Origin of the sequence: Paraburkholderia sp. J12, assembly GCF_905220215.1 — a bacterium.
GTDB lineage: Bacteria > Pseudomonadota > Gammaproteobacteria > Burkholderiales > Burkholderiaceae > Paraburkholderia.
Map to the genome: position 1 here is coordinate 99966 of NZ_CAJMZC010000012.1, position 23713 is coordinate 123678.

23 protein-coding genes are annotated in these 23713 nt (G+C 65.9%); 14 read left to right on the forward strand and 9 right to left on the reverse strand.

Going from position 1 to position 23713, the window contains the following annotated elements; genetic code table 11:
- The first annotated feature begins 18 nt into the window (after window positions 1–18).
- From U5760_RS23420 to U5760_RS23430, 3 genes are all read left to right on the forward strand, one after another.
- Window positions 19–759 carry an amino acid ABC transporter permease gene (locus U5760_RS23420; protein ID WP_415914163.1) on the forward strand — a complete coding sequence of 247 codons (741 nt, stop codon included), beginning with the start codon at window positions 19–21 and terminating at the stop codon, window positions 757–759.
- The gene (locus U5760_RS23425; protein ID WP_415914164.1) at window positions 756–1472 is read left to right on the forward strand and encodes an amino acid ABC transporter permease; all 717 of its coding nucleotides are present in this window, start codon (window positions 756–758) and stop codon (window positions 1470–1472) included. Before U5760_RS23420 ends, U5760_RS23425 begins: the two co-directional genes overlap by 4 nt.
- A gap of 448 nt (window positions 1473–1920) precedes the next feature.
- Window positions 1921–3579: a methyl-accepting chemotaxis protein gene (locus U5760_RS23430; RefSeq protein ID WP_322014679.1), complete on the forward strand. Its 1659-nt coding sequence runs from the start codon at window positions 1921–1923 to the stop codon at window positions 3577–3579.
- A 71-nt stretch (window positions 3580–3650) separates the two neighbouring features.
- Here the strand turns inward: U5760_RS23430 and U5760_RS23435 are convergent, their stop codons facing one another.
- The 6 genes from U5760_RS23435 to U5760_RS23460 form a co-directional block, all read right to left on the reverse strand.
- A complete protein-coding gene (locus tag U5760_RS23435) occupies window positions 3651–3992 on the reverse strand; it encodes a DUF4148 domain-containing protein (RefSeq protein ID WP_322014680.1) in 342 nt (113 codons plus the stop codon).
- Between the two features lie 234 nt (window positions 3993–4226).
- Window positions 4227–5579, reverse strand: a complete 1353-nt coding sequence (locus U5760_RS23440; RefSeq protein WP_322014681.1) for a cytochrome c — start codon at window positions 5577–5579, stop codon at window positions 4227–4229.
- Between the two features lie 8 nt (window positions 5580–5587).
- Window positions 5588–7366, reverse strand: coding sequence for a GMC family oxidoreductase (locus U5760_RS23445; protein ID WP_322014813.1), 1779 nt, complete (start codon window positions 7364–7366; stop codon window positions 5588–5590).
- Window positions 7363–8112, reverse strand: a complete 750-nt coding sequence (locus U5760_RS23450; RefSeq protein ID WP_322014814.1) for a gluconate 2-dehydrogenase subunit 3 family protein — start codon at window positions 8110–8112, stop codon at window positions 7363–7365. The genes U5760_RS23445 and U5760_RS23450 overlap by 4 nt, the downstream gene beginning before the upstream one ends.
- Window positions 8113–8461: 349 nt before the next feature.
- Window positions 8462–8695: a hypothetical protein gene (locus tag U5760_RS23455; protein WP_322014682.1), complete on the reverse strand. Its 234-nt coding sequence runs from the start codon at window positions 8693–8695 to the stop codon at window positions 8462–8464.
- Window positions 8696–8936: 241 nt separating this feature from the next.
- The gene (locus tag U5760_RS23460) at window positions 8937–9332 is read right to left on the reverse strand and encodes a VOC family protein (RefSeq protein WP_322014683.1); all 396 of its coding nucleotides are present in this window, start codon (window positions 9330–9332) and stop codon (window positions 8937–8939) included.
- Window positions 9333–9587: 255 nt separating this feature from the next.
- Between U5760_RS23460 and U5760_RS23465 the strand changes: the two genes are divergently transcribed.
- Window positions 9588–10145, forward strand: a complete 558-nt coding sequence (locus U5760_RS23465) for a carboxymuconolactone decarboxylase family protein (protein WP_322014684.1) — start codon at window positions 9588–9590, stop codon at window positions 10143–10145.
- Between the two features lie 37 nt (window positions 10146–10182).
- Window positions 10183–11031: a helix-turn-helix transcriptional regulator gene (locus U5760_RS23470; protein WP_322014685.1), complete on the forward strand. Its 849-nt coding sequence runs from the start codon at window positions 10183–10185 to the stop codon at window positions 11029–11031.
- Window positions 11032–11367: 336 nt separating this feature from the next.
- Here U5760_RS23470 and U5760_RS23475 read toward each other — a convergent pair whose 3' ends face one another.
- Window positions 11368–12255: a LysR family transcriptional regulator gene (locus U5760_RS23475; RefSeq protein WP_322014686.1), complete on the reverse strand. Its 888-nt coding sequence runs from the start codon at window positions 12253–12255 to the stop codon at window positions 11368–11370.
- A 106-nt stretch (window positions 12256–12361) separates the two neighbouring features.
- On the opposite strand from U5760_RS23475, the gene U5760_RS23480 reads away from it, so the two are divergent.
- The 9 genes from U5760_RS23480 to U5760_RS23520 all read left to right on the forward strand — a co-directional run bounded on the left by U5760_RS23480 (window position 12362) and on the right by U5760_RS23520 (window position 22409).
- Window positions 12362–12961: a short chain dehydrogenase gene (locus U5760_RS23480; protein ID WP_322014687.1), complete on the forward strand. Its 600-nt coding sequence runs from the start codon at window positions 12362–12364 to the stop codon at window positions 12959–12961.
- Between the two features lie 113 nt (window positions 12962–13074).
- Complete coding sequence (locus tag U5760_RS23485; protein ID WP_322014688.1) at window positions 13075–14013, forward strand: dihydrodipicolinate synthase family protein; 939 nt, start codon at window positions 13075–13077, stop codon at window positions 14011–14013.
- 42 nt (window positions 14014–14055) lie between these two features.
- The gene (locus tag U5760_RS23490) at window positions 14056–15636 is read left to right on the forward strand and encodes an aldehyde dehydrogenase (NADP(+)) (protein ID WP_322014689.1); all 1581 of its coding nucleotides are present in this window, start codon (window positions 14056–14058) and stop codon (window positions 15634–15636) included.
- A gap of 178 nt (window positions 15637–15814) precedes the next feature.
- Window positions 15815–16981 carry an ABC transporter substrate-binding protein gene (locus U5760_RS23495; RefSeq protein ID WP_322014690.1) on the forward strand — a complete coding sequence of 389 codons (1167 nt, stop codon included), beginning with the start codon at window positions 15815–15817 and terminating at the stop codon, window positions 16979–16981.
- An 82-nt stretch (window positions 16982–17063) separates the two neighbouring features.
- Window positions 17064–18143, forward strand: coding sequence for an ABC transporter ATP-binding protein (locus U5760_RS23500; RefSeq protein ID WP_322014691.1), 1080 nt, complete (start codon window positions 17064–17066; stop codon window positions 18141–18143).
- A complete protein-coding gene (locus U5760_RS23505) occupies window positions 18140–19024 on the forward strand; it encodes a sugar ABC transporter permease (RefSeq protein ID WP_322014692.1) in 885 nt (294 codons plus the stop codon). Before U5760_RS23500 ends, U5760_RS23505 begins: the two co-directional genes overlap by 4 nt.
- Entirely contained in the window at window positions 19024–19956 is a 933-nt protein-coding gene (locus tag U5760_RS23510) for an ABC transporter permease (protein WP_322014693.1), read from the forward strand. The genes U5760_RS23505 and U5760_RS23510 overlap by 1 nt, the downstream gene beginning before the upstream one ends.
- Window positions 19957–20012: 56 nt before the next feature.
- Window positions 20013–21764, forward strand: a complete 1752-nt coding sequence (gene araD / locus U5760_RS23515; RefSeq protein ID WP_322014694.1) for an L-arabinonate dehydratase — start codon at window positions 20013–20015, stop codon at window positions 21762–21764.
- A gap of 219 nt (window positions 21765–21983) precedes the next feature.
- Window positions 21984–22409: a GNAT family N-acetyltransferase gene (locus U5760_RS23520; protein WP_322014695.1), complete on the forward strand. Its 426-nt coding sequence runs from the start codon at window positions 21984–21986 to the stop codon at window positions 22407–22409.
- Here the strand turns inward: U5760_RS23520 and U5760_RS23525 are convergent.
- Together U5760_RS23525 and U5760_RS23530 are read right to left on the reverse strand one after the other, a co-directional pair.
- Entirely contained in the window at window positions 22404–22805 is a 402-nt protein-coding gene (locus tag U5760_RS23525) for a VOC family protein (protein ID WP_322014696.1), read from the reverse strand. The genes U5760_RS23520 and U5760_RS23525 overlap by 6 nt on opposite strands.
- A gap of 103 nt (window positions 22806–22908) precedes the next feature.
- Window positions 22909–23712 (reverse strand): class I SAM-dependent methyltransferase, encoded by an 804-nt coding sequence (locus tag U5760_RS23530; RefSeq protein ID WP_322014697.1) that lies wholly within the window; start codon window positions 23710–23712, stop codon window positions 22909–22911.
- Window position 23713: the final 1 nt, after the last annotated feature.

Below are 23713 nucleotides of genomic sequence, written 5' to 3' on the forward strand. Positions count from 1 at the left end.
CCGCGGGCCGCAGGCATGATGCACGCATTGTCCCTTTCCCCGTTGGCGCCTCGCTATTTGCTGTGGCTTTGGCAGGGATTCGGCGTGACCGTAGGTGTCTCGCTGTGTGCGGGTTTCGCCGCGACGCTCGGCGGCATCGTGCTCGCGCTCGCGCGCCAGGGGAGGGTGCGGGCGTTGCGCGCGGCGGCCAATGCGTGGGTCACGGGGTTTCGCAACACACCCTTGCTGGTGCAACTGTTGTTCTGGTACTTCGGCGCGGCCACGCTGTTGCCCGATACCTTGATGCAGTGGCTGAATACGCCGCATGCGGTTTTAACGCCGTTCGGCTCGCTGCGCTGGCCTTCGTTCGAGTTCGTGGCCGCGTGGCTGGGGCTCGCGTGCTACACGTCCGCCTTTATCGCGGGCGAGTTCGAAGCCGGCATCGCCGGCGTGCGCGCGGGGCAACGTGATGCCGCCGCCGCGCTCGGGCTCACGGCGTGGCAGAGCTTTCGCTACATCGTGCTGCCGCAGGCGGTGCGCATTGCCATGCCGCCGCTTTTCGGGCAATACATGAATCTCGTGAAGAACTCTTCGCTGGCGATGGCCATCGGCCTTGCTGAGTTATCCTATGCGTCTCGCCAGGTGGAAACCGAAACGTTCCAGACCTTCGCCTCGTTCGGCATTGCCACCGTGCTCTATATCGGCACCATCGCCGTGATCGAGGGCGCGCTGCAAGGCTGGCTGCATGTGCGCACGGGCGCGGCGGGAGCGCGGCGATGATGCCCTGGAACCTGTTCGTCGCGAATCTGCCGTATCTGCTCGTCGGCGCGTTTCCGCAGGGGCCGCTTGGCGGTGCCGCGCTCACGCTCGTGCTGGCCGCTACTTCGGCGGTGGCTTCGGCAGTCCTCGGTCTCGCGCTCGGGATCGCACTGGCGATGGCTGGGCGTGCGACGCGCGTGGCACTTCTCGTCGTGATCGGTTTCTTTCGCGCGATTCCCGTGCTGATGCTGATTTTCTGGACTTACTTTCTCCTGCCGGTGCTTTTTCACGTCGATGTGCCGGGGCTTCTCTCGGTGGTTTGCGCGCTCTCGCTGATCGGCGGCGCGTACCTCGCGCATTCGGTTCACGCGGGTATCGTCGCGGTAGGGGACGCGCAGTGGCAGGCGGGTCTTTCGCTCGGCCTCACGCGCTTCGCGGCCCTGCGTCATGTGGTCTTGCCGCAGGCCGTGCGCATCATGGCGCCTTCGTTCGTCAATCAGTGGGTGTCGCTCGTGAAGGACACGTCGCTGGCCTATATCGTGGGCGTGGGCGAGTTGTCGTTCGTCGCCACGCAGGTGAACAACCGGCTCATGGTGTATCCCATCCCCATCTTTCTGTTCGTGGCCGCGCTCTATCTCGTGATGTGCACGGCGCTCGACCGGGCCGCAACGGGATGGCTCGTGCGTAGGCGCCGCGTGCCTGATGTGCGTTTCGATGTCGCGGCGGCGAGTTGAAGCATGTCCGTAAAACGAGGACACGGCCGATTTAACGACTAAAAACCTGAAAAATACAGTAGTTTTCACTGCCGGACCTGCTCTAGCATAGCCCGCACAACCATGAGCGCGGCGTCGCCCGACAATATCCGACGATATGCCGCCTTCGACCTCGGGGCAATGATGAGAACCGGCGCAGCCAGCAGGCCATTCGCGATACCGAAGACCACCAGAACCGTCGTGCGTGCGAGACAAACCGCGCACGCCGTGCCGTTCATCGCTCTATCCGCCGCGCCTTTCGCCGCCCGCACCGGGCCGCACGCCTGATCCACGACTCTTCCTGCGTTTTCCCCTGAATGCCTCGCGGCGCGTGCCTGGATTAACGCGCGCAAATCGCCGGGGCGGATAGCTGCGGCTCAATGACTCCGGCGGACGCTGCCGTACCGCCGCGGCCACTATCGTGATCATCATGGCTCAAACTCGCGTTACCACCCGGCTCGCACTAGGCTTTGGCATCGTGCTGGCGATGCTCGTCGCTCTCTCCGTGGTCGGCATGGCCGGCATGACCGCCATCCGCGCGAGGCTCGACGAAATCGTGCTGGTTCACGATGCCGAAACGATGCGCGCGACCAATCTGCGCGATGCCGTGAGCGGCATTTCCATCGCGATCCGCAACATGGCGCTGATGACCAACGATAGCGAGGTGAGCGCCGAGCAGGCCACCATCAAGGCGCAGGAAGCCGCCTATGAGGAGAACTACCGCGAGCTCGGACGCCTGTTCGACGCCTCGCCGCTCACCACCGACGAGGAACGGCGCCTCTATGCCGCGCTGCGCCAGGAGGAGGCCGAGACCTTGCCGCTCGTCGAGAAGGAAGCCATGAACTGGGCGCTCGCCAACGATCAGGACGCCGCCGTCAAGATTCTGGTGAACGAAGTGCGGCCCAAGCAAGTGGTGTGGCTTTCCACGCTCGATCGACTGGTGGCGCTCGAACAGGGTCGTGCGCGCGATGCCGCGGATGCGGCGGCGCGCACCTGGTCGCGTCTTGCTGCGTTGACGGTGGCGGCCGTGATTGCCGCGCTGTGCGTGGGCATTGCGGCGGCGGTGGTCATCACGCGCAGCATTCTGCGCCAGCTGGGTGCCGACCCCGGCGTAGCGCAGCGCCTCGCCGGCGAGATCGCGGGTGGCAACCTGGCCGTGGCCGTCACATTGCGTGCAGGCGACGCGGGCAGCTTGATGGCCTCGCTCGAATCGATGCGCCGACAATTGATGTCGATGGTCGCGCAGATCAAGACTTCGGCGGAGTCGATCGCCGTGCGCGCAGGCGAGATTGCCGCCGGCAACATGGATCTCTCGCAACGCACCGAAGAGCAGGCGGCTTCGCTGCAACAGGCGGCCGCGAGCATGGCGGAACTGACGAGCGCCGTGGCGCAGAACTCCGACGATGCGACCCACGCGAGCAGCGTGGCTCGCGCCGCCTCCGAAGCCGCTGCGCAAGGCGGCCAGGTCGTGGGGCGCGTGGTCTCCACGATGGATGACATTGCGGGCAGCTCGGCGCGGGTGGCCGAGATCATCGGCGTGATCGAAGGTATCGCGTTTCAGACCAACATACTCGCGCTCAATGCCGCGGTGGAGGCGGCCCGTGCCGGCCCGCAGGGCCGCGGCTTCGCGGTGGTGGCAAGCGAAGTGCGCACGCTGGCCCAGCGCAGCGCCGACGCCGCGAAGGAAGTGAAGGCTCTGGTGGGGGATTCGGCGGGACACGTCGAGGCGGGCTCGCGGCTCGTGGCCGATGCCGGCGCGAGCATTGCGCAACTGGTGCAGTCGGTGCACGAACTGACCGACATCATGGGCAAGATCGCACTCGCTACGGCAGCTCAGAAGAGCGACATCGAGCAGGTCAATCGCGCCGTGGCCAATATGGACGAAGCGACGCAGCGCAATGCGTCGCTCGTCGAGCAGGTGGCGGCCGCCGCGCAGACGCTCGCCGGCGGGGCGAGCGGACTACGCGAATCGGTGGCTGTTTTTACGGTGGCCGGCATACCGGTGGCCGGCACTCCGGTGGCCGGCATGCACGGTGACGGACCGGAGGGCCTGAGTTTTGCCGGGGCGCATCCGGCCTTGCCGGCGTAACCATACGCCCACTGTCGATTCGTCATCCTAAGTATTGCCCGGCGGATTGGTCCTTCAAGATGGCCGGTCATTCAGCTGCCGAAGTAAGGCATGCAGAAGTCGGCAGGACCGACGCATGCCTGCGGCGCGGCGGTGTGCATGGGCACGGATGCCGGGCTGCCCGAAGCCGACGATCCCGAGAGGGTGGAACCGTAGCTCTCGTTTTGCTGTTGCATGTGCGCGACCTGTTGCTGATAGACGGGACTGACTTCGGGATAGGAAGCGTCGGTGACGAACTGCGAGCCGTTCGCTTCGGCTTCGATCAGTTGCTGGCGCACTTCGGCGCGCGTCAGGCCCTGCGCCGAGGCGGCAGAGGCGAAGCCTACGCAGGCAAGCGCGAGAAGGGCGGCGGAAATCGATTGGCGGGTACGCATGGCAAGCTCCAGTGAGGTTGAAGTGGCATGGCGCTGCGGGATTGCTTGCCATGCCGTTGGGCTACATAGGCGTATACATCCGCACTCTGCGATCTATTCCCGGCTTTTTTGCGGCCTTTGTTATTTGTGTGCGGGGCCAGAGCTTCTGGCCCTGTTCGCTTCGAGTGGTGCGCACTCACCCGGTTGCCTCGTGATCGAGGCAGCCGGCGAGCGGTGCAAAGAGGAGAGGAAAAGCTAGCGCGCGAGCGACGCGCCCGGCGGCATCGGGGGCGCCGTCACGGTGACGGTCTTGCGGATCTTCGCGACATCGGCGGCGCTCACCGGCGCGCCGGTGTTGCCCCAGCTCGTGCGCACGAAGGTCGCAACGTCGGCGAGTTCCTCGTCGGAGAGGCGCCAGCCGAACGGCGGCATCGTGAACGAGGAGGGCGCCGCCTGCGTGCCTTCCAGCGTGTCGCCCGTGAGCAGCACGTGGATCAGGGAGGTGGGGTCCTTGCCCTGCACGACCGGATTGCCGCCCAGTGCCGGGAACACGCGCGTGTAGCCGTGGCCGTCGCTGCGATGGCAGGCCATGCAGTTGTCGCGATAGACAGCGGCGCCGCGCGCGCTCGCGTTGCCGCTGCGCAGGGCGCGGGCGGCAGTGTCGTCGTAGGCATAAGGCGTTTCGTGCGGATCGTTCGACGGCAGTGTCTTCAGATAGCGCGCGATGGCCATGAGGTCCGCGTCGGTCATGTGCTGCATGCTGTGCTGGACCACGTCGGTCATGCCGCCGAACGCGGCGCTTTGCAACGTGCGCCCCGTCTTGAGGAACTGCACGAGATCGTCTTCGGTCCACGTGCCGATGCCGGTGCGCGGATTGCCGCGCAGGCTCGACGGCACCCAGCCGTCGATCGGGGCGCCGCCCGCGAGGAAGTCGTCGCCGTCGAGATCGCCGAGCGCGAGTTCCTGCATCGTGCGCGCGCGCGGCGTGTGGCACGCGCCGCAGTGGCCGAGCCCCTGCACGAGATACGCGCCGCGCGCGATGATGGCGTCGTTGTAGTGCGTACCGTCGAACGGCGTCACCTCAGGCGCGAAGAGGTGCCGCCAGATGCCGAGCGGCCAGCGCATCGACAGCGGCCACACGATGTCTTCCGCGCGATTGTCCTGGTGTACCGGCGCGACGCCCTGCATGAAGTACGCGTAGAGCGCGTGCATGTCGTCGTCGCTCAGGCGTGCGTACGATGGGTAGGGCATCGCGGGATAGAGCGTGTCGCCGTTCGGGCGTACGCCCTCGCGCACCGCGCGCGCGAAGTCGTCGTAGGTCCACGCGCCGATGCCGGTGTCGCGCTCGGGCGTGATGTTGGTCGAGTAGATCGCGCCGATGGGCGTGTCGAACTTCAGGCCGCCCGCGAACGGCTTGCCGCTTTTCGCCGTGTGGCAGGCGATGCAGTCGCCGGCGCGCGCGAGATATTCGCCGTGCGCGAGGAGGGGGGTATCGGCGGCCTGGGCGGGTGCTGTGGCGGCCAGCGGTGCTTGCGAGTAACCGAGCGTCGCGAAAGCGGCCACTGCGAACGCCGTCACGCGGCGCGAGAGGGAATGGAACGGCTTCATGCGGCTCTTCACACGCTCACCAGCGGGCCGGGGTTCTTCAGATACTGGCCGCGAATCGCTTTCGCGGACCAGTAGGCGAGTGCGGCGACGAGGCCGGTCGGGTTGTAGCCGATGCCCTGCGGAAACGCCGACGCGCCGATCACGAACACGTTGTGCACGTCCCAGCTCTGCAGATAGCGGTTGAGGACGCTTGTATTCGGGTCCGTGCCCATGATGGCGCCGCCCACGAGGTGCGTGGTCTGATAGCGGCGCGAGTCGAAGTGCGCGCCGAACTCGCGCGTATAGACGTTGATGGCTTGCGGCCCCATCGCCTCGGCGATCTTTTTCATCTGGCCGGTCACGTACTGCGCCATCTTGATGTCGTTGTCCTTCCAGTCGAAGGTCATGCGCAGGAGCGGCTGCCCGTACGAGTCGCGGTAGGTCGGATCGAGGTCGAGAAAGACGTCGCGATACGACATGTTGCTGCCGTGCGCGTCCATCGAAATCGTGTGCGCGTAGTGGTCCTTTACGGCCTTCTTCCACGCGCTGCCCCAGGTGGGCGTGCCCGGCGGCACGGCGATGCCGCTGATGGGCTTCACGCCCGCCTGATTCACCCACAGCGGCGAGCCGCCCACGAAGCCGAGCGGCCCGTGATCGAAGTTGTCGGCGTTGAAGTCGTCCACGGCCACGCCGTTGCCGCCCGCGCCGATGAACGGGTTGGTCCACGTGTCCTGGTTGAAGAACGCCGTGATGGTCGAGAGGTTCTGGTAGGCGAAATTGCGGCCCACCACGCCTTCGCCCGAGACCGGGTCGTAGGGCTTGCCGATGCCCGAAAGCAGCAGCAGATGAACGTTGTGATACTGGAACGCCGAGACGATCACGAGGTCCGCGGGCTGGAACACTTCCTGGCCCGCCGGATCGACATAGGTCACGCCGGTGGCGCGCTTTTTCGTATCGTCGAGTTCGACGCGCAGCACATGGCACTTCGCGCGCAGCTCGAAATGCGGTTCCTGCCTGAGCGCGGGCAGGATGTTCAGGTTCGGCGAGGCCTTCGAGTACATGTAGCACGCATAGCCGCTGCAGTAGCCGCAGAAGTTGCATGGCCCCATCTGCACGCCGTACGGGTTCGTGTACGGCCCGGACGTATTCGCCGAAGGCAGCCGGTACGGATGCAGGCCGATGGACTTCGCCGCGTCGTAGAAGCGTTGCGCAGAATACGTATTCAGTTGCGCGGGCAACGGGAAATTATCGCTGCGCGGCGCCTCGAACACGTTGCCGTCGCCCACCACGTGGCCATCCACCTTGTAGGCCTGGCCCGAGGTGCCGAACACCTTCTCCGCGAAATCGAAGTGCGGCTCGAGTTCGTCGTAGCTTACGCCGTAGTCCTGAATGGTCATACCTTCGGGAATGAACGTCTTGCCGTAGCGCTCTTCGTAGTGGCTGCGCAGGCGCAGTTCTTCCGGCGTGATGCGGAAATGCACGCCCGACCAGTGCAGGCCCGCGCCGCCCACGCCTTCGCCGGGCAGAAAGGCGGCGAGCTGGCGGTAAGGCAGTGCGGTGTCGTTCACGCCGTGGCGGATCGAGACGGTGGTCTTCGACAGATCGAGGAAGAGCTTCTTGCGAATGCTGTACGTGAGTTCGTCGATGGTGTTCGGGTAGGCGCCGTCGGGATAGGTGTCGCGGTATTCGCCGCGTTCGAGCGCCACCACCGTGAGGCCCGCTTCGGTCAGCTCTTTTGCGAGGATGGCGCCGGTCCAGCCGAAGCCGACGATCACGGCATCGACGTGCGGTTTCTTCACGCTCATCAGGTGCGCTCCCCGTTGATGGAGACGGGGCCGTACGGGTAGGCCTGGCCGTTCTGGTTGACGAAGTCCATGAAGTCCGCGCGCGCGCCCGGGAAGCCGATCATTGTCCAGGCCGCCATGCCGCGGTTGCCGCCGTGGATCGGGTCGCAGAAGTAGCCTTCGCGCGTGTTCTGAAGCAACTGGCCGAAGAAGACGCTGGCGGGCACGTCCGCGAGTTCGATCGCCCCTTTTTCGAGGTCCGCGAGCGCGCTGTCGCGCGTGGCGGCGTCGAGCGCGTCGAACGCATGACCGTGTGCTTTCACGCAATGCGCGTTGACCGAGGCGATGCCGAGCCGGTACAGGTCGCGCGGCACGAGCTTCAACTGGTAGCCGAGCTCCGGCACGCCCTGCACGAACGGCCCCTGCATGTACCACAGCGCGCCGTGCGCCCAGGGCGTGTCCATCTGCCGGTCGATGAATTCCGGTACGCCTGCTTCCAGCGCGCCGGGGCCTTCGGCGTCGGCCGGAATCAGGCGGTCCACCGCCGCTTGCACGAAGGTCCATTCGCGGGCGTCGAAGAAGCGCGGCTTGTATTCGGCGCGCGGCGCGGACGCCGGCTGCGCGGCGGCCGATGCCCCGGGCTGGGCGGACGAAGTCGCGCCCGGGGTGCCGTTATTGCAACCCGCAAGCGCGCCCGCGGGCACGAGCGCGACGGCCTTGCGCAGAAAGCCCCGCCGGGAGGTCAGTGGAGATTCGGACATGTTCTGGATTCTGGATCAATTCGGCGCCGCCTGATTCTGTCGTGGCCGCGGGCGGGACGTCCTGCCGGTTCCGGCCCGTCGGCGGGAGGGATCGCGCGAGATCGCGCAAGCCATGCCGCAGTGAATGGAACCGGTTCCATCGAGTGGTGGAATTTTACAACAATTCTCCGCGGGGTCTGAAGCGATCGCACATCGAGCGCCGCCTGGAGAGGGGAGAACCGGGAGAAATCAGCGGAAAAAAAGAAGGCCCGCGTGCAAGGTGCAGGCGGGCCGATCCATGCTCGGGTGACATGGCGGGAAATCTAACCAGCCAGGGGCTGGCGGATCCGGTGCGCGTCATTTCGCGCGCCGGAGGCAGTCAGGCGGCAGTGCGTTCCTGGTTGAAGGCGGTATCGGCCTGAATGCGCTCGATCTGATTCATCAAGGCATCGATCGTGCGGAATTGGGTGTGCGAAAGTGGGGCGCCGTCCATGAGCGCCGAGAGGCGCCGGTGCCAGTAGTCGGCGGTCAGGATCGGAACGCCGTTGGCAGTCTGTAGCGACGGAATCATGATGCGCGATATATGCGCGATTTCCTGGTCGATGAGTTTCATGCGTACCCCCCGCGGTGCAAGTCAAGTCTTATGTTGTTTGCAGCCTTGACAGCACTGTAGCCGTCTGATCCGGTCTGCCTAGCTATCAGATCGGATAGGTCGGGGAACCCCGCAGGGCCTTTCTTTCGTTGCCCGAAAGTCCCTGTAAACAAGATGAAAATATAGCGCCGGCAGAAATGCTTAGTGGTGCCATTCGTGGCCTCGGCTACTGTAATCGATACCAACGTCGACCGTGGAAAGATTATTTGACGTGTGTCTGCGCGCGCGAGGGCTGCCCCATGACGAAGCGGTGGCCGTCGGGGGTGGCGAGCGTCATTTCGCGCATGCCGTACGGCAGGTCCGTGGGCGCTTCGAGCACGATGGCGCCGTGCTGCACGAACTCGCGGTAGAGGGTGTCGATGTCGTCCACCTCCATGTAGCCGAAATAGTTGTGGTCGCCGGTCTGCTCGGCCGGTATCGCGTCGGGGCAGCGCCCGAGCATCACGCGCACGCTGCCGCGCGTGACGAGACGCCAGTCGTCGGCGTCGCTCCACTCGATGGCAAAGCCCAGCGCGTCGTGGAAATAGGCGGCGCTGCGATTGATGTCCGGCACGGCCAGTACATAGGCAAACGGACGGGGCGCGCTCGCTTCGGTCATGAAAGAGTTCTCCTGGTGGCATCGCTTCGCGCGGTCGCGCGCTGAAGCGTTCGATGGGGAATGACGTATTGGCTCGAATTTACCAGGTGAAACTAGCCATTAGCTTACAACCCTCTCACAGCGCGGGGCGGCGAACGCCTGCGCGTGCATGCCGCGCGGCGATTACATGGCATGTAATTGGCCCGATTCCGGCCTGCTCCTACTCTTGGCCTGTCGCGTCGCCATCCGGGTGGCGCTCAATGCCGAGGAGCTATCATGTCCCGCTTTCCCGTCCATACGATCGAATCCGCGCCGGCCCAGTCGAAGCCCGTGCTCGAGCAACTGCACCAGGCGTTCGGCCTGATCCCGAATATCGCAGGCGCAATGGCCGGCTCGCCCGTGCTGATCAACGGGTTCATCGGCCTGTTCCAGCGCGTGCATTCGGGTAGCCTGAACGAGCGCCAGATCCAGACCTTGCTGCTCACCAATGCCGTCACGAACGCGAGCGAATGGCCCGTTGCCTTTCACACCGCGCTCGCTCTGAAGGAGGGCGTGGATCCTGCCGATATCGACGCGATCCGCCACGGTGCGCTGCCCGCCGACGCCGGACTGGCCGCGCTTTCGTTGCTCGCCCGCACGCTGATCGAAAAGCGCGGCTGTCTTGCCGGGTCGGACCAGCAGCGCTTTCTGAGTGCGGGCTTCACCGCGGAGCAGATCCTCGAGGTGATCGGGGTCGTGGCGGCATCGACCATCACGAACTACACGGCCAGCGTGACCCGGCCACCGCTCGAAGCGCCCTTCGAAGCGCATGTCTGGCGCGCGGAGGCAGCCTGAGTCCGCTTCGTTCAACCTTTGCTGAGAAGGCCATCCGATGAATGATGCCACCCGTCCCGATCCGAAAGCGCCGCAGGGCGAACTGGGGAACCTGTTGCGCTATTGGCGGGACGTGCGTGGCGTGAGTCAGCTCGATCTGTCGCTGGAGGCCGGCATCTCGCAGCGGCAGATCAGTTTTATCGAAAGCGGCCGCAGCGTGCCGGGCCGCGAAACGCTGCTGATCCTGGCCCAAACGCTCGACGTGCCGCTGCGCGAGCGCAATGCTTTATTGCTCGCGGCGGGTTATGCCCCGGTGTATTCGGAGGCGGGCTGGAGCGCGCAGGAGATGAGCAGCGTGGTACGCGCGGTGGAGCGGGTCCTGCGCCAGCACGAGCCGTTTCCTGCGATTGCGATGGACCGCCACTGGAACGTCCTCATGGCCAACGATTCGGCGCCGCGCTTTTTCAACTGCTTCATCGACATGGCGGCGCGCACGGGGCCGCGCAACATGCTGCATCTGATGTTCGATCCGCACGGGATGCGTCCTTTCGTGGACGATTGGGAGAACGTCGCGCGAAGCCTGCTGCAACGGGTGCATCGCGAATCGGTGGGGCAGGTGGTGGACGGCGGCACGCAGCATCTGCTCGACGAGCTGCTCGCTTATCCCGACGTCCCGCGCGACTGGAAGACGCATCACGGGCCGGGCACGGCGCCCGGTATGCCGATGATCCCGATGGGTTTCGTGCGCGACGGCGCCGTGCTGCGCTATTTCTCGATGGTCACGACGGTAGGGACGCCGCAGAACGTGGCGGCCCAGGAGTTACGACTGGAGTGCATGTTTCCCGCCGACGAGGAAACGGAGGCGCGGCATCGGCTGCTGCTGGCTGCGCATCCGGTGAACGGCTGAGCCAATAGCGGTGGCATGATCCTCGTGTGGAGGGTGTGTGGGCGAAACCGGATCGATCGCCCGTGCCGGCATTCGAATACGACCAGGGAGAAAAGGATGGTCGAGTTTCTCAGGCGCTTGTTCGGCGATAAACGAAAAAAAGCGCAAAACCCGCAAACGAACTGGCTGCCCGCAGGGGACTCTTCCCTGTATTCGGCGCCGCCCGCCATGTTCGCATCCGACACGTGCCGCCCGCATTCGTCGCACCAGGGCGGCCATCACACGGCGTCACACTCGCACGACGGCTTGTCCGATTGCGGGCATCACGGCTTCCAGGACGTCGACGCTGGCGGACCCTCACGCCAGTATTCCGGGCGCCTGCCCGGCAAGGAACTCCACGAAATGCCGGATCTTCGGCAGCGGCTGTCTATCCTGCCGGTACAGCACGTGAACCGGCCGCCCCGCCGGCGCCAGTTCGTCCAGCACACTCACCAGCGACCCCGCCGCAAGCGCGTCCGCCACCAGAATGTACGGCTGCAACAGCAGCCCCGCACCGCGTATCGCGGCCTGCTTGAGCGCCAACCCGTCGTTGCACACGAAGCTCGTTTCGTCGGGCCACGGGTTTTCTCCCGCGAGGCGCCAGCCATTGCGCCGGTTCCAGACCATATGCCCGATACACCGGTGCGCCGCCAGATCGTCGAGCGAGCGCGGCGTGCCGTGTTGCGCGAGGTAGGCGGGCGCTGCGCAGATCACCATGCGGTAAAGGCCCACGGGCCGCGCGACCAGATCGAGATCCGGCGCCAGTTCGCCGATACGCACGGCCACGTCGAATCCCTCGTCGATCAGATCGACTACGCTGTTGCTGAGGTCCAGCTCGATGCGCACGTTCGGCCATGCCAGCTGAAACTCGGCCGCGAGCGGCGCGACCACGCATGCGCCGAGGGTGGTCGCCGCCGTGATGCGCAGGCGCCCGCGCGGCGCCTCGCGCAACCGTTCGACGGAGGCCTCGGCCTGCGCCAGTTGCTCCAGCACCTTGCGGCTTTCGTCGTAGAAGCGCCGCCCCGCGTCGGTCAGGCTCTGCGTGCGCGTGTTGCGCTGAAGCAGCTGGGCGCCCAGATGCCGTTCGAGTTGTCCGACGTATTTGCCGACCATCACGGGGCTCAAGTCGAGCTGCCGGGCCGCGGCGCTGAAGCTGCCGCTATCCACCGCCGCCACGAAGACCTCGATACTGCGCAGCCGATCCACGATTGCTAACTCCTGGTTAGAAGTGAGCGAAATTATCGGCTATTTATTCCTTTCGATGTTAAGCCGATAGTGGTGGTTTCGATTTCCCTCGAATGGAGTGCAGATCATGAAGATTCTCGTCGTAGGCGGCGCCGGCACCGTTGGCCGCGCCATTGTCGAAAACCTGACCGCCGCCGGGCATATCGTGCTGAGCGTGGGCCGCTCCGCGGGCGAGTACCGGGTGGACATCACGAGCGACGCCAGCGTGCGCGCATTGTTCGAGCAGGTTGGCCGGGTCGATGCGATCGTGTCCGCCGCCGGCCATGTGTTCTTCGGGCCGCTTTCACAGATGAACACCGGGCAGTTCGACATTGGCCTGCAGGACAAGCTGCTGGGGCAGGTGCGGCTCGCCCTGATCGGGCAGCACTATCTGAACGAAGGCGGTTCGATCACGCTCACGAGCGGCATCGTGGGCGAGGAACCCATTGCGCAGGGCGTCAATGCCGCCACCGTGAATGCCGCGCTCGAAGGTTTCGTGCGCGCCGCCGCCACGGAACTGCCGGGTCGCCGTATCAATGTTGTCAGTCCAACCGTGCTGACCGAGTCGTGGGACGTGTTCGCGAGCTACTTCCCCGGCTTCGAAAGCGTGCCGGCGGCGCGCGTGGCGCTGGCCTACCAGCGCAGCGTGGAAGGCGTGCAGACGGGGCGTGTGTATCGCGTGGGCTAAGCCGCGCGGGCGGCACCAGGCAAACCCTAACAAATATCAAAGTTGTTTGACAACAATAGGGGTGGGTGCTACTGTGCGGACTACTGACAACCCTCTATTCCGCACGAGGCCTCATGAACGTGTCCCCGATTGTCGAGAGCGAATTTGCCTCGACGGTGATGGCCGTACCCCCGCTGGCACGCCGCCCCGACCTGACGCTCGACGTCGAAGAAAACCGCCGGCTGATCCGTCACATGGAGGCAGGCGGCATTCGCACGCTGCTCTACGGCGGCAATGCCAATCTTTATCACGTCGCCGTCAGCGAATATCGCGAGTTGCTTGACATGCTCGCCGGCCTCACGGGCGAGCAGACTCGCGTGATCCCGGCCATCGGCCCGGACTTCGGCAAGATGCTCGACCAGGCGCGCATTCTCGCGCAGACCTCGTACCGGACCGCGATGGTCCTGCCGCTCGCGGGCTTCACCACGCCGGCCGGCGTGGAAGCGGGCCTCAAGCGCATTTCGGACACCGCCGGCATTCCGCTCACGCTTTATGTCAAGAGCGAAGACTACGTGGATGCCGACACGCTCGCGCGCCTAATCGACAGCGGCACGCTGATTGCGGTGAAGTACGCCATCGTGCGCGAGGATCCGGCCAGCGATCCCTACCTGCGCCGCCTGCTGGAGCGCGTGCCGGCTTCGAAGGTCGTCTCGGGCATGGGCGAGCGCCCGGCGCTCGTTCACGTGCGCGACTTCGGCCTCGCCGCCTGGACCACGGGTTCGGGCTGCATCGCGCCGCGCGCCGTGATGGCGCTTCTGGCCGCCGCGAAGGCAGGCCGCGCGGACGAGGCCCAGCGCCTCTACGACCGCTTCCTGCCGCTCGAAACGCTGCGCGACGACATTTCGCTGATCCGCGTGCTGCACGACGCTGTGACGCTCGCGGGCATCGGCGACATGGGGCCGATCCTGCCGCTCCTGAGCGGTTCGCCCGAAGCGGAACTACCGGCCATCGAGCAGGCCGCGAAGGCGCTGCTCGCGTTCGAGAACTCGCTCGCGCAGGCGGCACGCGCGTGAGCGCCTGCCCTCTGTCTCTGTAAAGGACTACACGGAGCGAACATGCAGATATCCGGAACCATGCTGCTGGGCGCCGACGCCGTGCGCGGCACCGAGGGCGAGATGCGGGCCTTCGCGCCCGCGCTGGGCGAAGAGATCGAGCCGGCCTTTGGTCTCGGCGGTCCCGCCGACGTTGAGCGCGCCTGCACGCTGGCCGCGCAGGCCTTCGATCCCTTCCGCGCCGCGCCGCTGGAAACGCGCGCGTGCCTGCTCGAAGCGATCGCCGAGCGCATTCTCGCCATCGGCGACGCGCTGATCGAGCGCGCCCATCTCGAATCCGCGCTGCCCAAGGCGCGTCTCGAAGGCGAGCGTGGCCGCACGGTCGGCCAGTTGCGCCTTTTCGCCTCGCTCGTGCGCGACGGTCGCTGGTGCGGCGCCGTGCTCGATTCGGCATTGCCCGAGCGCAAGCCGCTGCCGCGCTCCGATCTGCGTGCGCAGCGCATCGGCCTCGGCCCCGTGGCCGTGTTCGGCGCGAGTAATTTCCCGCTGGCGTTTTCGGTGGCGGGCGGCGACACCGCCTCGGCACTTGCCGCCGGCTGCCCGGTGGTCGTGAAGGCGCACCCGGCGCACCTCGGCACTTCCGAACTGGTGGGCCGCGCAATCCAGCAGGCGGTGGCGGACGTGGGCCTGCCCGCCGGCGTGTTCTCGCTCGTCTTCGGCGGCGGCAATGCGATCGGCGAGGCGCTCGTGGCGCATCCGGCGATCAAGGCGGTGGGCTTCACCGGTTCGCGCGGCGGCGGCCTCGCGCTCGTGCGGGTCGCTTCGCAGCGTCCCGAGCCGATTCCCGTCTATGCTGAGATGAGCAGTATTAATCCGATGTTCGTGCTTCCGGCAGCGCTGGCCGCGCGCGGCGAGGCGCTGGCGAAGGGTTTCGTCGAGTCGCTCACGCTGGGCGTGGGGCAGTTCTGCACGAACCCGGGCCTCGTGCTCGGCTTCGACGGTCCGGAGCTCGACCGCTTCGTGCGCGACGCTGCCGCGGCGCTCGAGCAGAAGAGCGCGCAAACCATGTTGACGGCCGGCATCGCAGCGAGCTACCGCAAGGCGGTGGACGCGCGTGCGCAGCAGCCGGGTGTGGAGCGCGTGGCAGAGGGCACGCAGTCGGATGCGCAATGCGCCGCCCGGCCGATGCTGTTCAAGACCACGGCCGGGCAGTTTCTCGCACAGCACGCACTGGCCGACGAGATTTTCGGGCCGGCGTCGCTCGTGGTGGCGTGTCGCGACGAGGCGGAGCTGCTGCGCGTGGCCGGGCATCTGGAAGGGCAGTTGACGGCGACGCTGCAGATCGACATCGGCGACTACGCGCTGGCCCAGCGCCTTTTACCGGTGCTGGAGCGCAAGGCGGGCCGCATTCTCGCCAACGGCTTTCCGACGGGCGTCGAGGTGTCGTACGCGATGGTGCACGGCGGCCCGTTTCCGGCGACATCGGATGCGCGCACGACTTCGGTCGGTGCGATGGCGATCGAGCGTTTCCTGCGTCCGGTCTGCTATCAGGACCTGCCCGCGGAGCTGCTGCCGCCCGTCTTGCAGGACGGCAATCCGCTCGGGCTGTGGCGGTTGCGCGACGGCGAACTGGTGCGCGGTTAGGCATCGCGACGGGCTGGTGGATGGGTGTCTGCGAAGCGCCGGCCTGAATCCGACATCAGGCTTTACGTTGCTTGACAACTTGCTGTGTGGTTCGGCATCCTGTGCCGCGGGCCTGAGAGAGCCAAAACGGACGGGCCGCCAAGAGCACATTCCATAAACAAAGACGTGAGGAGATGCGATGTTCGAAGGACGCTTGTCGGCCAGGCTCCTGGCCCTGTGTGTGGCGGCCGCGTCGACGCTCGGCATGAGCGCGGCGCACGCCGATCCGGTATCCCTGAACATAGTGGACGTGGCCGGCAATCTGCAGCTCACGCAGAAGGCCTTCGAAGCGTTCAAGGCCAGATATCCGAACCTCGTCTCCAACATCACCTACACCAATGCGCCCGCGCCGCAACTGCCGGGCAAGATCAAGGCGATGCAGGCCGCAGGCCGCGCCGACATCGACCTCGTGCTGACCGGCACCGACGCGCTCGCAGCCGGCATCGAACAGAACCTGTGGGTCAAGCTGCTGCCCGACGACTCGGCGGCGCTGCCGGGCGTGCTCGATCACTACGCGCCGGGCCCGCGCAAGATGCAGGAGCTCGCGCAGGGTTATGGCCTCGAAGTGGCCTATATGCCGGCCGGCCCGCTCATCGAATACAACCCGGCCAAGGTGCCGAACCCGCCGCACACGCCCGAGCAACTGCTTGCGTGGTGCAAGGCCAATCCGGGCAAGCTGATCTACGCGCGGCCGGCCAATTCGGGCCCGGGCCGCACCTTCCTGATGGGGCTGCCGTATCTGCTGGGCGACAAGAACCCGCAGGATCCGGTCAACGGCTGGGACAAGACCTGGGCGTTCCTCAAGGAACTCAATGCCTGCGTGCCGTACTACCCGGGCGGCACCTCGGCGGTGATGAAGGAGCTGGGCGAAGGCTCGCGCGACATGACCGTGACCGTGACGGGCTGGGACATCAATCCGCGTGCGCTCGGTATCGTGCCGGCCGACTTCAAGGTGCAGGCCTTCGACAACATGACGTGGGTGAACGACGCCCAGTACATGGTCATTCCGAAGGGAGTTTCCAAAGAGAAACTCGCGGTGCTGCTCAAGCTCATGAACTTCATGCTCGAGCCGCAGCAGCAGGCCATGACCTATGACGACGGCTACTTCTATCCGGGTCCGGCCGTGGCGGGCGTCACGCTGAACATGGCGCCGAAGGAGAGCCAGGACGTGATCGCGAAGTACGGCCGCCCCGAGTACGCGAAGTGGCTCGCGGCCTATCCGCACGTCGTGCCGCTTTCGGCGCAGGCGATGGTGGCCGCCTTCCAGAAGTGGGACCGCGAAGTGGGCGCGGCCAAGTCCCAGTAACGCAACGGCGCACGCGGGCGTGGAGCCTGGCGCTCTGCGCGCCGGCGCCCCCACGTGTGCCCATGCGGATCAGGAACCTGCCATGAAGCATTCTTTCGATCGTCTGCGTCTGGACTCGGTGTGCCGCAGCTTCACGAACGCCGAAGGCGCGCAACTCGCCGCGCTTTCCGGCCTCGATCTCGACATACGCCGCGGCGAATTCATCGCCCTGCTCGGGCCGTCCGGCTGCGGCAAATCGACGGCGCTCAACTGCATCGCGGGCCTGCAGCCGCTCACGAGCGGCAGCATCTGGCTCGACGAAACGCGCATCGACGTGCTGCCGCCGGAGAAGCGCGGCTTCGGCATGGTGTTCCAGAACTACGCGCTCTTTCCGCACATGAGCGTGCTGGAGAACGTGGGCTTCGGGCTCAAGATGCGCGGCACGCCGCGCGACGAGGCGAAGCGCCGCGTGCGCGAAGCGTTGCAGCTCGTGCAGTTGGTCGGTCACGAGAACAAGCTGCCGGGCCAGCTGTCGGGCGGCCAGCAGCAGCGTGTGGCGATTGCGCGCGCGATCGTGATCGAACCGCCGCTCGTGTTGATGGACGAGCCGCTTTCCAACCTCGACACGAAGCTGCGCATCGAAATGCGCGCCGAAATCCGCCGCATTCATGGCCAGCTCGAACGCGCGACGATCTACGTGACGCACGACCAGGACGAGGCGCTTTCGATGGCCGACCGCATCGTCGTGATGAAAGAGGGCGTCGTGCAGCAGGTGGCGACGCCGAAGGAAATCTACGGCCGGCCCGCGAATCTGCATGTGGCGCGCTTCATGGGCTACCGCAACGTGCTGCCGTTTTCGATTGCGGGCGAGCGTGGGGAACATATCGCGCTGACCTCGGCGGGCGTCACGCTGACCGGCGTGGCGATGGGCGACGTCGATGCGCACGGAATGTCGGTGGCGATGCGTCCCGAGGACTTCGAGCGCGCCACGCCCGGCGACGCCAACGCCTTCGACGTGGAAGTGGAGCTGGTCGAATACGGCGGCCGCGATTCGCTGCTGCTCGCCAACGCGCCGTTCGGCAAATTGTGGGCGCGCGTGGCCGGCGAATTCGAAGCGGGCGAGCGCGCTACGCTGCGCGTCGCGCCGTCGCGTGTGCTGGCCTACTCGGAGCGCGCGGCATGAGCACGCGCGCTGCCACGCTGGCGAAGAAAATGCCGCGCGATGCGCGCGGCTGGCTCGTTGCGCCCGCACTGGGATGCATCGTCGCGCTGTTCCTGTATCCGTTCGCCTACGGCCTCGTGCTCTCGTTCAAGCCGATGAACGGCGGCGGCATGCTGGCCAACTACGTGCAGTTCTTCACGGACCTTTCGCTGTGGCCCACGGTGTTCGTCACGCTGAAGCTGGCCGTGCCCGCGACGATCGTCAACGTGGGGCTTTCGTTGCCGGTGGCGTTCGCGCTGCGCCGCAACTCGCCGTACCAGAAGCTCGTGACGACGCTGCTCGTGATTCCCGTCACGCTCGGCACGGTGCTGATCGCCGACGGCATGCTGAGCTATTTCGGGCCCAACGGCTGGTTCCCGCAGGCGCTCCACGCCTTGCATCTCTACACGAACGAAGAGGTGCGCCTCACGCACAACTACTGGGGCGTGCTGATCTCGCTGATCGTTTCCGGTTTTCCGTTTGCTTTCCTGCTCACGCTTTCGTACGTCACCGGCATCGACCCGACGCTCGCGCGTGCTGCTGCCACGCTCGGCGCGGGACCGTGGCAGCAGTTCCGGCAGATCTATCTGCCGCTGCTCGCGCCCGGACTCACGATGGCCGCATGCCTGTCGTTTGTGCCGGCCTATTCGGTGTTTCCGTCGGCGGTGCTGCTGGGCGCGCCCGCAGGGCCTACGCGCGTGATCTCGATCGCGGCCGCGGAAGCGGCATTCGAAAGCTACGACTACTCGCTCGCCTCGACCATTGCGATCGTCATGGGTTTCGTGCAACTCGTGGTCGTGGCGGCCATGCTGGGCCTCAAGCGCTTCTTCTACGCCGGCCCGGTGAGCGGAGGAAAAGGCTGATGACCGCGCATCAACGCAACGCGGCCGGCCTGCACGCCGACGCGGCGGCCTCGGACGAACCTCCTGAGCTGAACGCAGCCACGGCTGTTGCCGCGCCGAAAGCGCCCACGAGACTGCCCGGTTTGCTGTGGAAGGGCATCGTCTGGGGCGGCGTGGTGTTTTTCCTCGTGAACGTGCTGCTGTTGATTGCGACGGTGGGCGTGAACTCCATCGCCACGCGCTGGTTCGGCACGCCGCTGCCGCAAGGCTTCACGCTGCACTGGTACGCGCAGGCGTGGCGCGACTTCCAGCTTTCGAGCGTGCTGTGGGTGACTTTCGAAGTGGTGGGCGCCGTGGTGCTGCTCTCCATCGCGCTCGGCGTGCCCGCCGCCTATGCGCTCGCCCGCGCGCAGTTTCCGGGCAAGCGCCTCGTCATGCTCGTATTTCTGCTGCCGCTGATGGTGCCGCCCGTCACCTACGGGATCCCGATGGCGACCGCGATGTACCGCTTCGGCCTCGCGGGCACGCTGCCCGGCGTGATTCTCGCGAACCTCGTGCCCGCGCTGCCGTTCGTGATCCTCGTGATGACGCCGTTCATCGAGCAGATCGATCCCAACCTCGAATCCGCCGCGCGCATTTTCGGCGCGAACACGCCGCGCTATTTCCGCTACGTGCTGCTGCCGCTGCTCGTGCCGGGCATGCTGGCGGCGGGGCTGCTCGTGCTGGTGCGCACGATCGGCATGTTCGAACTCACTTTCTTTACCGCCGGACCCGACACGCAGACGCTCGTCGTCGCGCTGTATTACGCGGTGTTTTCGACGGGCGTTCGCGCGCCGCAGTCGATCGACGCCATGGCGATGATCTATATGGCGATCACGCTCGCGTGGGTGCTGGTGGCGCTGCAATTCGTGAGCCCGACGCAGCTCGTGTCGCGCGTGAAGGAGCAGCGCTGACCGGCAACGGCGGCCACCCCACAGGAAATACCTGGCAGACCCTGGAGCAAGGCAACATGAGCAACAAGCGTAAGACCCCTGAAGAACTGCGCAGCCACCGCTGGTATGGCGTGAACGACCTGCGTTCGTTCGGCCATCGTTCGCGCACGTCGCAGATGGGTTATAGCCGCGAGGAGTACGCGGGCAAGCCGGTGATCGCGATCCTCAATACGTGGAGCGAGATCAATCCCTGCCATACGCATTTCAAGCAGCGCGTGGAAGAGGTCAAGCGCGGCATCTGGCAGGCGGGCGGCTTTCCCATCGAACTGCCGGTGCAGACGCTTTCCGAACCGTTCCAGAAGCCCACCACCATGCTCTACCGCAACTTTCTCGCGATGGAAGTGGAAGAGACGCTGCGCTCGTACCCCGCGGATGGCGTGGTCCTGATGGGCGGCTGCGACAAGACCACGCCCGCGTTGCTGATGGGCGCGATCTCCATGGACCTGCCCGCGATCTTCCTGCCTGCCGGCCCGATGCTCAACGGCAACTGGAACGGCGTGACGCTCGGCTCCGGTTCCGATACCTGGAAGTACTGGGCCGACCTGCGCGCGGGCAAGATCACGGAGCAGGACTGGAAGGGCGTGGAAGGCGGCATCGCGCGCTCGCCGGGCCACTGCATGACCATGGGCACGGCTTCGACCATGACGAGCGCGGCCGAGGCGCTGGGCTTCACGCTGCCCGGCTTCGCGTCGATTCCGGCGCCGGATTCGCGCCACGCGCAATATGCGGCGAAGACGGGCATGCGCATCGTCGAGATGGTGTGGGAAGACCTCAAGCCCTCGGACATCCTCACGCGCAAGTCGGTCGACAACGCCGTGACGACCTGCCTCGCGCTCTCGGGCTCGACCAACGCGATCGTCCACATGATCGCGCTCGCGCGCCGCGCCGGCGTCGATCTCACGCTCGCGCAGTACGACGAGATCGCACGCCACACACCGGTGCTCGCGAATGTGCGCCCGACCGGCAAGTACCTCATGGAGGACTTCTACTACGCCGGCGGCTTGATGGCGATGCTCAAGGAACTGGGCGAACTGATCGACGGCACGCAGCGCACCGTGAACGGCAAGACGCTGGGCGAGAACATTGCCGAAGCGCAAATCTTCAACGACGAAGTGATCCGCCGCCGCAGCCACCCGGTGATGCCGGACACGGGGCTCGCCGTGCTGCGCGGCAACCTCGCGCCGGACGGCGCGGTCATCAAACCCGGTGCCGCCGAACCGCATCTGCATGTGCACACGGGCCGGGCCGTGGTGTTCAGGGACTACAACGACATGGCCGCGCGCATCGACAGCGAAGAGCTGGACGTCGATGAAAACTGCGTGATCGTGCTGCAGCATGCGGGCCCCATCGGCGCGCCCGGCATGCCCGAGTGGGGGCAACTGCCGATTCCGCAGAAGATCCTCAAGAAGGGGGTGCGCGACATGCTCCGCATTTCGGATGCGCGCATGAGCGGCACGAGCTATGGCGCATGCGTGCTGCACGTCGCGCCGGAGTCGTTCATCGGCGGGCCGCTCGCGCTCGTGCAGGACGGCGACATGATCGAGCTGAACGTGCCGGAGCGCCGCCTGAACGTGCTGATCTCCGATGAGGCGCTCGCGCGCCGCAAGGCCGCGTGGGTCGCGCCCGAGCCGCGCTTTACGCGCGGCTACGGGGCGATGCACCAGATGCACGTGATGCAGGCCGACAAGGGCTGCGATTTCGATTTCCTCCAGCGCGATGGTGCCGGTGGTGCCTGTGCGAGTGCTGGCGGCGAGCCCGAGATTCATTGAGTCAACGTATTCGGCATGGGGGTGTGAGGCGCGACCCGAGCCGTGATTCCCGACTTCGAGCGGGCGTCACGATTCCGGCGCACTTCGTGCGCAGATGCGATCATCTGCTGAAAGTGCGCGCCTAACCCGGCTACGACGCTGACGTAGCCCGGCGGGCGGATCGTGGTCCGTGCACCCTGCAGTGGGTGCGCAGACGTTGCCTTTGTAAGAGGAAAGTCCGTGCCTGAACCCGAAGTTTTTGTTACCGATACCGTTTCCGAAGCCGAAATGGCGGTCATCGAAGATGGCTTGAACCAGTTCAACGACGACCATGTGGGGTATGGGGATCGTCAACCGCTGGCGGTGCTGGTTCGCGATCCGGAGAGCGGAAAAGTGGTGGGGGGCGCGATGGGCAGAACGTCGCTGGGCCTGCTCTTTCTCGATCTGTTCTTTGTGCCCGAGAGCCTGCGTGGTCAAGGTACGGGCACGCGGATCCTGCAACTGTTCGAGGCGGAAGGGCGCCGCCGCGGGTGTCGATCGGCGGTTGTTTACACGATCAGTTTTCAGGCGCCCGACTTCTATATGCGCCATGGCTGGATGCGATTCGGAGAGGTGCCCTGCGATCCGCCAGGCACATCGCGGATCTTCCTAAGCAAGACCCTATAGTCCTGCGCTTCCTTGTTCACGCGCGAAGTTGAGCTCCACGCCGTTGCCGGCCGGATCGGCGAAGAATATCTGGCGTTGGCCGGTCATCGGCACGTCGTCGCAGGCAAACCGGATGTTGAAGTGTTGCAGGCGTTCGATCGTCGCCTGCCAGTCCGTGCACGAGAAAGCAACGTGGTCGAACGTGTTCCGCGCGGCCGCGTTGCGTCTTTCTTCGGGGGCGGCTTCCGAGAGATGCAGAATGTCCTTTGCGCCGGCATAGAGCCAGTAACCGAAACTTCTGAACGGCGGCCGGACGCCGACCTGCAGCCCCACGACGTTCACGTAAAAGTCGCGTAGCGTGTCGAGGGTGGCGCGGTCCGCGCGGAGGTTGTAGTGGCTGAAGCCGGTGACGGGCATGGTGCTGGGGTTCGCTGGCGTGGCGGAATTTCCATTCTATAGCGAGCGGCGAGCCACTGCGACGCATGACGTCGGCGCCCATCGCCGGGTCTGCGTTCGCCCCTCAGCCAGGCAGGCCGCCCCGGATGCAACCCGCCGTCTTCCTCAACGCGACCACAAGGTAGGCCGCTACGGCTTCCCTCAGAGAATCGGCGAGCCCGCTGCCGGGGTAGGCCTGTTCGAGATGATGGCAAAACGGGTGCAGCGTGGTGGCGGTTGTGTCGTCGCACTGTTCGACGGCGAAGCCGGCGGCGAGGCAATCCTGAAGATAGTGCGCTTCCCGGTGTGTCCGATTGGCATCGGGCACCCACCACGGTGTGGCGCCGCTGGGCGCGAACAGCATGTCGCTCATGAGCAGCATGCCGCCGGGCTGCAATACGCGCCACGCTTCGCGCAGGAATGCCGTGCGCGGCTGGAAGTGGAACGCCGCTTCGATCGACACGATGCAGCGCACGCTTTCGTCGGCGAAGCCGAGGTGAGTGGCGTCCATCGCGCAAAATGCGAGTGCCGGGTAGCGCGTTCGCGCGTGGGTGAGCTGCGCTTGCGAGAGATTGACGCCGATCACCTCGGTCCCCGGCAGTTGCCGCGCCAGCTCCGCGGAACTGGCGCCAAGGCCGCAGCCCACATCGAGCAACCGGTCGCCGGCCTGGCACACGCGCTGGGCGAGCGCCGGAGCGATCACCCGCTGTACGAGCGCCGCGCAGGCGCGCGGCAGTCTGTCCGGCGCGGCTTGTCCGGTTGCATCGAGCGTTCCGGTTTCGGCCGGCCACTCCCCGACGTTGTAGAAGTCGCCCCCGCCATAGAGCTGGCGCGTGTTCGCGTCGAGGATCATGCGATCGTAGCGTGTGACGAAGTCGATCGTATCCATG

Bases quoted from the DNA above. Each gene is read 5' to 3' on its own strand.
- U5760_RS23420 (WP_415914163.1), top strand. From the start codon at position 19: ATGCACGCATTGTCCCTTTCCCCGTTGGCGCCTCGCTATTTGCTGTGG.
- U5760_RS23425 (WP_415914164.1), top strand. From the start codon at position 756: ATGATGCCCTGGAACCTGTTCGTCGCGAATCTGCCGTATCTGCTCGTC.
- U5760_RS23430 (WP_322014679.1), top strand. From the start codon at position 1,921: ATGGCTCAAACTCGCGTTACCACCCGGCTCGCACTAGGCTTTGGCATC.
- U5760_RS23435 (WP_322014680.1), bottom strand. From the start codon at position 3,992: ATGCGTACCCGCCAATCGATTTCCGCCGCCCTTCTCGCGCTTGCCTGC.
- U5760_RS23440 (WP_322014681.1), bottom strand. From the start codon at position 5,579: ATGAAGCCGTTCCATTCCCTCTCGCGCCGCGTGACGGCGTTCGCAGTG.
- U5760_RS23455 (WP_322014682.1), bottom strand. From the start codon at position 8,695: ATGAAACTCATCGACCAGGAAATCGCGCATATATCGCGCATCATGATT.
- U5760_RS23460 (WP_322014683.1), bottom strand. From the start codon at position 9,332: ATGACCGAAGCGAGCGCGCCCCGTCCGTTTGCCTATGTACTGGCCGTG.
- U5760_RS23465 (WP_322014684.1), top strand. From the start codon at position 9,588: ATGTCCCGCTTTCCCGTCCATACGATCGAATCCGCGCCGGCCCAGTCG.
- U5760_RS23470 (WP_322014685.1), top strand. From the start codon at position 10,183: ATGAATGATGCCACCCGTCCCGATCCGAAAGCGCCGCAGGGCGAACTG.
- U5760_RS23480 (WP_322014687.1), top strand. From the start codon at position 12,362: ATGAAGATTCTCGTCGTAGGCGGCGCCGGCACCGTTGGCCGCGCCATT.
- U5760_RS23485 (WP_322014688.1), top strand. From the start codon at position 13,075: ATGAACGTGTCCCCGATTGTCGAGAGCGAATTTGCCTCGACGGTGATG.
- U5760_RS23490 (WP_322014689.1), top strand. From the start codon at position 14,056: ATGCAGATATCCGGAACCATGCTGCTGGGCGCCGACGCCGTGCGCGGC.
- U5760_RS23495 (WP_322014690.1), top strand. From the start codon at position 15,815: ATGTTCGAAGGACGCTTGTCGGCCAGGCTCCTGGCCCTGTGTGTGGCG.
- U5760_RS23500 (WP_322014691.1), top strand. From the start codon at position 17,064: ATGAAGCATTCTTTCGATCGTCTGCGTCTGGACTCGGTGTGCCGCAGC.
- U5760_RS23505 (WP_322014692.1), top strand. From the start codon at position 18,140: ATGAGCACGCGCGCTGCCACGCTGGCGAAGAAAATGCCGCGCGATGCG.
- U5760_RS23510 (WP_322014693.1), top strand. From the start codon at position 19,024: ATGACCGCGCATCAACGCAACGCGGCCGGCCTGCACGCCGACGCGGCG.
- araD (WP_322014694.1), top strand. From the start codon at position 20,013: ATGAGCAACAAGCGTAAGACCCCTGAAGAACTGCGCAGCCACCGCTGG.
- U5760_RS23525 (WP_322014696.1), bottom strand. From the start codon at position 22,805: ATGCCCGTCACCGGCTTCAGCCACTACAACCTCCGCGCGGACCGCGCC.
- U5760_RS23530 (WP_322014697.1), bottom strand. From the start codon at position 23,712: ATGGATACGATCGACTTCGTCACACGCTACGATCGCATGATCCTCGAC.